This window comes from Micromonospora acroterricola (genome assembly GCF_003172955.1).
GTDB lineage: Bacteria > Actinomycetota > Actinomycetes > Mycobacteriales > Micromonosporaceae > Micromonospora > Micromonospora acroterricola.
Genome location: NZ_QGKR01000080.1, coordinates 1 through 6,899 on the forward strand (window position 1 = coordinate 1; position 6,899 = coordinate 6,899).

General features: G+C 72.2%; 5 protein-coding genes. 3 read left to right on the forward strand and 2 right to left on the reverse strand.

The window, feature by feature from the left end; genetic code table 11:
• Positions 1-132: 132 nt before the first annotated feature.
• Positions 133-1,962, forward strand: coding sequence for a hypothetical protein (locus tag DKT68_RS01360; RefSeq protein WP_236646667.1), 1,830 nt, complete (start codon positions 133-135; stop codon positions 1,960-1,962).
• 7 nt (positions 1,963-1,969) lie between these two features.
• Here DKT68_RS01360 and DKT68_RS01365 read toward each other — a convergent pair whose 3' ends face one another.
• Positions 1,970-2,752, reverse strand: coding sequence for an IucA/IucC family C-terminal-domain containing protein (locus DKT68_RS01365; RefSeq protein WP_109815617.1), 783 nt, complete (start codon positions 2,750-2,752; stop codon positions 1,970-1,972).
• Between the two features lie 331 nt (positions 2,753-3,083).
• Here DKT68_RS01365 and DKT68_RS01370 point away from each other — a divergent pair, with 331 nt between their 5' ends.
• Complete coding sequence (locus DKT68_RS01370; RefSeq protein ID WP_109815618.1) at positions 3,084-4,613, forward strand: peptide deformylase; 1,530 nt, start codon at positions 3,084-3,086, stop codon at positions 4,611-4,613.
• A gap of 69 nt (positions 4,614-4,682) precedes the next feature.
• On the opposite strand, the gene DKT68_RS01375 is transcribed toward DKT68_RS01370, so the two are convergent.
• Entirely contained in the window at positions 4,683-5,798 is a 1,116-nt protein-coding gene (locus tag DKT68_RS01375) for a globin domain-containing protein (RefSeq protein WP_109815619.1), read from the reverse strand.
• 147 nt (positions 5,799-5,945) lie between these two features.
• Here DKT68_RS01375 and DKT68_RS01380 point away from each other — a divergent pair, with 147 nt between their 5' ends.
• A complete protein-coding gene (locus DKT68_RS01380; RefSeq protein WP_109815620.1) occupies positions 5,946-6,716 on the forward strand; it encodes a CPBP family intramembrane glutamic endopeptidase in 771 nt (256 codons plus the stop codon).
• The last annotated feature ends 183 nt before the right edge of the window (positions 6,717-6,899 follow it).

The following is a 6,899-nucleotide window of genomic DNA, read 5'->3' on the forward strand; positions in this document are numbered from 1 at the left end:
GTGGCAGCGGGGTGGCCGAATGGCGGTCGGTGGTGGGCACGTGATCGGCGGTCGGCGAACCCGGCACATAGTACGGCAGTACCCCGAAACATGTCACGGCAGCGCCATACGCTGACTACCCTATGAATTGCCATGACTACTCCTGAATCGGACGCGCCCGGAGACGGCCCGGCCACCGCGTCGCCGGTGGAGGGAGTTGGCGATCGCACGCGCCCGACCCACAACGGGAAGTGGGTGGATCTGGCCGCTGTGCTGAGCTTCGTGGTGCTCGGCTTCTGGGTCACCGGGCGGCTCTGGCTGGAGCCGGGCAGCGCGGTGCGGGACAACCGCACCGATCAGTCGCAGTTCGAATGGATGATGGCTCACGGTGCGCGGGTCGTCACGCATTTCGCATATCCGTTCCATTCGGACCGGATGAACGTGCCGGACGGCGTCAATTTGATGGCGAATACGTCCGTATTATCCATTTCGCTGCCAATGACACCTGTCACCGTGCTGCTCGGGCCACGGGCCGCATTCCTGCTCTTTCTCACCGGCGGAATGATCGCCACCGCCGCTGCCTGGTACTTCCTGCTTTCCCGCGTCCTGATCGGCGCCCGCGGGCCGGCGTGGCTGGGCGCCGGCTTCTGCGCGTTCGCGCCGGCCATGGTGTCGCACGCCAATGCGCACCCGAACATCGTGTCGCAGTTCGTCGTCCCGCTGATCATCTGGCGCACGCTGCGGCTCGGAGAACCGGGCCGCTGGCTGCGCAACGGAGTGCTCCTGGCGCTGGTGATCGTCTGGCAGGCCTTCCTCAACCTGGAGATCCTGCTGATGACCGCGATCGGGCTGGGCGTGGTCGTCGGCGCGCTCGCCGTCGGCCGCCCGGCCCTGCGATCGCAGACCCGGCCCTTCCTCGCCGGCCTGGCCGTCGCCGCCGGGGTCGCCGGGCTGCTCCTGGCCTACCCGCTCTACGTCCAGTTCTTCGGGCCGGGCGCGTACTCCGGGCTGTCCCACCTGATCCGCGGCTACTCCAGCGACCTCGCCTCGTTCGCCGCGTACTCCCGGGAATCGCTCGCCGGCAGCCCGCGCACCGCCGCGAACCTGGCCAGGAACCCGACCGAGGAGAACAGCTTCTTCGGCTGGCCGCTCCTGGTGCTGGTGATCGCCCTGGTCTGGTGGCTGCGCCGCTCGGTCGTGGTGCTCGGGCTGGCCGCTCTCGGCCTGCTCTTCGCGGTGTTGTCACTGGGTCGGGAGATCCGCTTCGCCGGCCGGGACACCGGCGTGCCGGGGCCCTGGGCCGCGTTGGAGAACCTGCCGATCCTGCACTCCGTGGTGCCGACCCGGTGGGCCCTGGCGATCACCCCGATCATCGGGCTGCTCCTCGCCTACGGTGTCGAGCGGGCACGCGAGCTGGCGCGGTCGCAGCCCGCCTCCCGTCAGCAGATCCACTTCGTCACGGCCACCGTGCTCACGATGGCCCTGCTGCCGATCCTTCCCACCCCGCTGCCCGTGGCCCGCCTCGACCCGGTCCCCACCTTCGTGACGAGCGGGGCCTGGCGGCCCTACGTGGCCGGCGGCCGCAGCGTCGTGACCCTGCCACTGCCGGACACCAACTACGCCGAGCCGTTGCGCTGGTCCGCGACGACCCGGCTGGACATGCCGTTGGCCCGCGGCTACTTCCTCGGCCCGGACACCCGCCCGAACGCCGAGCCGCCGCGGGTCGCGCTGTTCACCGCGCCGCCCCGCCCCACCAGCAGCTTCTTCGCCACCATCCGGCGCACCGGTGCGGTGCCACCGATCAGCCCGCAGAGCCGGGTGAAGGCCGTCGACGACCTGCGCTACTGGCGGGCCGGGGTGGTCATTCTCGGCCCGCACGAGCACGAGGCGGCGCTGCGCCGGGGGATGACCGAGCTGACCGGGATCCAGCCGGTGTTCACCGGCGGAGTGTGGGTGTGGGACGTGCGGCCGCTGACCGACTGAGTCGAGCTCAGGCCTGGCGGACGCAGCAGCCCTGGCAGACCTTCGGGCTGGGCAGCGTGAAGGCGAGGCAGCAGGTGCGTCGCTGCACGCTCGGCTCGCCCGTCGGCCCCGGCACCAGCTCGACCAGGTCGGCGAGGTCTAGCGCGCCGAGCAGGGTGTCGATGGTCTGCACGGTCGAGCCGGGCAGCCCGTCCGCCGCCCGCAGGATGCCGTGCGAGATGCCGGAGGCGACCGAGCCGAGCAGCGTGCGGGTGCCGACCCGTACCTCCGCCTGGATCGCCGCGATCAGCGGGGCCAGGTGGGCGTCGAGCAGCGAGGCACGCAGCACGGCCAGCAGCTCCGCCTCGTCGGCGACGACCCGCACCTCGGGGTGGCCGACCAGCGCCAGCGGGTCGCTCGGCAGCACCGCCACGGTGGTGCTGCGGCGCAGGCCCAGGGTGAGCAGCGGCCGGTGGTCCTCGAAGTGGATCAGCACGTCGGACGGGTCGAGCAGCGGCACCCGTCGGGCCGAGGCCCAGCCGAGCACGACCGGCAGTGCCGTCCAGTAGCTGTACGACTTCCAGGCCAGCGCGGCGCAGGCGTGTGGGGTGCCGCCCCAGCGCAGCGTGGCGGCGCGCAGCAGCTCCGGCAGCCGGCTGCCGTCGATCAGGGTGGTCGCGGGCGCCCAGCCGAACTCGTCGTCGACCAGCAGGCCCCGAGCGAGCCCGGGAAGATCGTCGGTGCCGAACATGGCACGCAGCGCTGCGGTGACGGGGGCGAGCGGCGTGGCGGTCACGTCCCGCCTCGGCATCACCGCTGTCACCGTGTCATCCCCCGTCTGCGTGACCGAGGAGCATTCACCTCGGCGGACAGCCCTGCCGTCCTGAGCTAAGGCTAGCCTAACCAAGCCCGCAGGTCTAAGGGAAGCCTCACCTGGGTCGAATCGAGAGGTCGAGGTCACCCGGCTCCCGACGGAGGTAGCGCTCCGCGCTCGCGTACTACCCGGCCTCGGCCCAGGAAAACACCGTCCCTCGATCGACCGCCGTCGGTGGATTTGTCAAGCGTTGTGTCGGCAAAGTGCCAGATGCGTGTGCGCTCGCGCACAGAACGTGAAACTAATACTCCCGGCCACGAGGAAGCCGATGACGACCTCCCCCCTCGAACGGGCTGCCGATTCCTTCGCGGCCGAACTCGCCCGGCAGCGCACCGGGCGAGGGCTGTCCAAGAAGCAACTGGCCATCCTGATGGGGTTCGACCCGTCCTACGTCAGCCACGTCGAGGGGCGCCGGCACCGCCCGACCGAGGACTTCGCCCGTCGCGCCGAGGCCGTCCTGGAGGCCAGCGGCGCGATCTGGCAGCGTTTCCGCGAGTACGACGAGCTGCGGCACGCCCGCGCCGGCCAACAGCACCGCGAGCCACCCCTGCCCGGCCAGTGGCTGCCGCCCGGCACCGGCCTCGTCGTGGAACGGGAGCTCGCCACCCTCGCCCACACCGACGACGGCTACCGGTGCGTCATCCACCGCGAGCTGTACAACGCCGGCACCGAGCCGGTCACCCGCTACCTCGTGCGGGTCGCCGTCGACCGCTACCCGAACGACCCCGGCCGCTCCAACCGGCACCACCGGGAACACCCGCTCACCTTCGCCGAGCTGCAACTCCAGGCACGTCGGGACGACGGCGGCGGTGACCCGGAGCCGATGCACTGGAGGGCCAAGCACGACCGGGACGCGTTCAAGGAGATCTGGCTGCTCTTCGAGAACGGGGAGCGGCGCTTCCCGCTCTACCCCGGCGACCGGGCCACCATCGAGTACGCGTACAGCGTCGGGCACGAGAAGTGGGGTCCCTGGTTCCAGCGGGCGGTGCGGCTGCCCACCCGACAGCTCGCCGTACGCCTGGACCTGCCGGCGGCGCTCGACCCCCAGGTCTGGGGCGTGGAGACGTCGCTCTCGGCGGAGGAGGGCCCGCTGCGAACGGCGCCGCAGCGCCACGACGAGGCCGACCGGGCGATCTTCGACTGGCAGACCGACGACCCGCCGCTGAACGCCCGCTACCGGATGCAGTGGCGTTTCCGCGCCCGCCCGGAGACCGACCCGGACATCGGCCCCGGCGGGGCCCGCGTCCGGCCCAGTGACCGGATGCGCGGCTTCGGCATCGTCCAGCGCGGCGACGACCTGCTCCGTCAGCGCGGCCGCCCGTTCGACCTGCCCGGCGAGGAGCAGGTGGCCCGGGACGTGGTCGACCGGCTCGTCACGGCCCTGGCCCGGCTCGACGAGCTGCACCCGTTCAGCAAGGGGGTCGGCATCGCCGCCCCGCAGCTCGGCATCGGGCGGGCGGCGGCCGTGGTGCGGCCCCCGGACCGGTCGGCGGAGCCGGTCGTGCTGCTCAACCCCCGGGTCGTCGACGCCGACCCGGACACCGACGAGCAGTACGAGGGCTGCCTCTCCTTCTTCGACCACCGCGGCCTGGTGCCCCGCCCGCTGCGGCTGGACGTGGAGCACGCCCAGTGGGACGGCAGCCGGATCATCACCTCGTTCGAGTTCGGCATGGCCCGGCTGGTGGCGCACGAGATCGACCACCTGGAGGGCCGGCTCTACGTCGACCGGATGGCGCCCGGTGTGCCGCTGGTGCCGGTCGAGGAGTACCGGGAGACCGGGCGCCCCTGGCGCTACTGAGCAGGACGGGGACCGGGGCGCGTGCCCCAGGGGGCAGGGGCACGCGCCCCGGTGCGGGGGGAGGAACGTCTAGAGGTCGCCGAAGGTGTCGTAGCGGATGTGCGGCGGGGGCACCTCGTCCGCGGCCAGCACCCGGAGCGTGGACCGCACCATCTTGGCCGACCCGGAGACGTAGCAGTCGTGCGTCGTCCACGGGCCGTACCGGGCCACCACGTCCGGGATGTCGCCCAGCTCACCGTCGAAGTCCGGGTCCTCGCTGCACGCCCCGGTGACGGACAACCAGGGGTGCACGGCCACCAGCTCCTGCAACCCGGCGAGGCCGTACAGATCAGCCGCCTGCCGGGCGCCGTAGAAGACGTGCACCCACCGGGTCCGGTTGTAGCTGGCCAACTCCTCCACCAGCGCCTTGATCGGCGCCAGGCCGACCCCGCCGGCCACGCACAGGATGTCCCGCTCCGAGGACCGGTCCAGGGTCATCGACCCCATGGGCGCCGCCAGCCGGAGCAGGTCACCCGGCCGTACCCGACGGACCAGCGCTCCGGAGACCCAGCCGGCCCCGGGCGACCGCACGTGGAACTCCAGCACGTTGTCGTCGTTGGGGGCGTTCGCCACCGAGTACGTCCGCCACACCCGCGGGTGGTGGCGCGGCACCTCCAGGCTGACGTACTGGCCGGCACGCCAGGGCAGCGGGTGCTGCAACGCCCGGCAGGTCAGCACGGCCGTGTCCGGACCGTACCGCTCGTGGGTCAGCACCTCGGCATGCCAGAACGGCGGGTTGTCGTCGTCCGCCGCCCCGGCGATCATCTTCGCCGCGATGGCCGCGTACGCGTCACGCCACGCCTGGTCGTACTCCAGGTTCCAGTCGTCGCCGGCGGTGCTGCGCAGCGCGTCCAGCAGCGCGACGCCCATCGTCGCGTAGTGCTGCTCGTCGACGTGGTACTTGCGGTGGTCGCGGCCCAGCGCGCGGAGGAACTCGTCGAAGCTCTCCGGGTCGTCGACCGTGTGGATCGCCGTGATGATCGCTTCGAGCAGGCGGTCGCCCTGGCCGGTCATCTGCACCGGGAAGAGCTGCCGCAGGGCGGGGTCGAGCAGAAAGAGCCGGGCGTAGAAGTGGCCGCTCAGCCGGTCCCGGTCCTCCTCGACCAGGGTCCAGCTCTCCTTGAGCAACCGTGCGACGTTGTCCACGGGGGCACTCCTCCTCCAGACGGCAGCGGATCGGGCGCCCATAGAATCTCCACGGAGCGTGCCCACCGGTCGCACAGAATGTGCGATCGGTTCACGCCGCCCGATCGGCCGTGCCGTGGGCGCCACCCGTCGGGCAGAGTGGTCCGGGTGACCGTTGAGCTGACCCGCCCGGTGTCCCGCCGGCTACTGGGGACCGAGACGCTGCTGGTCCTCGGCCTCTCCCTCGGCCAGTCCGCGGTCTACGCGGTGGTCTCGATCATCGCGAAGCTGACCGCCGACGGTCCGCTCTCCCAGCAGACCGCCTCGCTGAACACCTCGGCGTCGGCCCGACCGTGGCTGGACCTGACGTACCAACTGCTCGGCATCGTCTTCGCGCTGCTGCCGGTGCTGCTCGCCGTACACCTGCTCAGCCGCGACCCCGGCGACCCGGCCCGGTCCCTCGGCCTGGACGCCCGGCGACCCGGCCAGGACCTGGCCCGCGGCGCCGGGCTGGCCGCGCTGATCGGCCTGCCCGGCCTGGCCCTGTTCTGGGCGGCGGCCCAGCTCGGCCTCAACGCCACGCTGGTGCCGGCCTCGCTACCGCCGGTCTGGTGGGCGGTCCCGGTGCTGATCCTCGCCGCCGTGCAGAACGCCGTGCTGGAGGAGGTGATCGTGGTCGGCTACCTGGTCACCCGGCTGCGCCAGCTCCAGTGGCGGCTCGGCGCGATCATCGCGGCCAGCGCGCTGCTGCGCGGCTCGTACCACCTGTACCAGGGCTTCGGCGCGTTCGTCGGCAACGCGGTGATGGGCGTCGTGTTCAGCTACTTCTACCTGCGCACCCGCCGGGTGATGCCGCTGATCGTCGCGCACACCCTGCTCGACGTGGTCGCCTTCGTCGGTTACGCGCTGCTGCCCAGAGACTGGTTCACCTGGCTCTGACCGGTCACCGCGTCGCGGGGTCGGCCGGGCTGCGCCGGTACGCGGCCACCGTCCGGGCAGCGAGCCGTTCCGCCGCCGCCCCGTCGCCCAGCGCCGCGGCGAGCACCGCCGCGCCCGGCAGCAGCCGGGACGCCAGCCGCAACGCCAGCCACCCGCCCGCCTGCGCCGTGAGCGGTGCGGCCA

What these genes read in the sequence shown, in the direction of transcription:
- DKT68_RS01365 (WP_109815617.1), bottom strand. Translation starts at nt 2,752, where the DNA reads ATGCCGAGGCGGGACGTGACCGCCACGCCGCTCGCCCCCGTCACCGCA.
- DKT68_RS01360 (WP_236646667.1), top strand. Translation starts at nt 133, where the DNA reads ATGACTACTCCTGAATCGGACGCGCCCGGAGACGGCCCGGCCACCGCG.
- DKT68_RS01370 (WP_109815618.1), top strand. Translation starts at nt 3,084, where the DNA reads ATGACGACCTCCCCCCTCGAACGGGCTGCCGATTCCTTCGCGGCCGAA.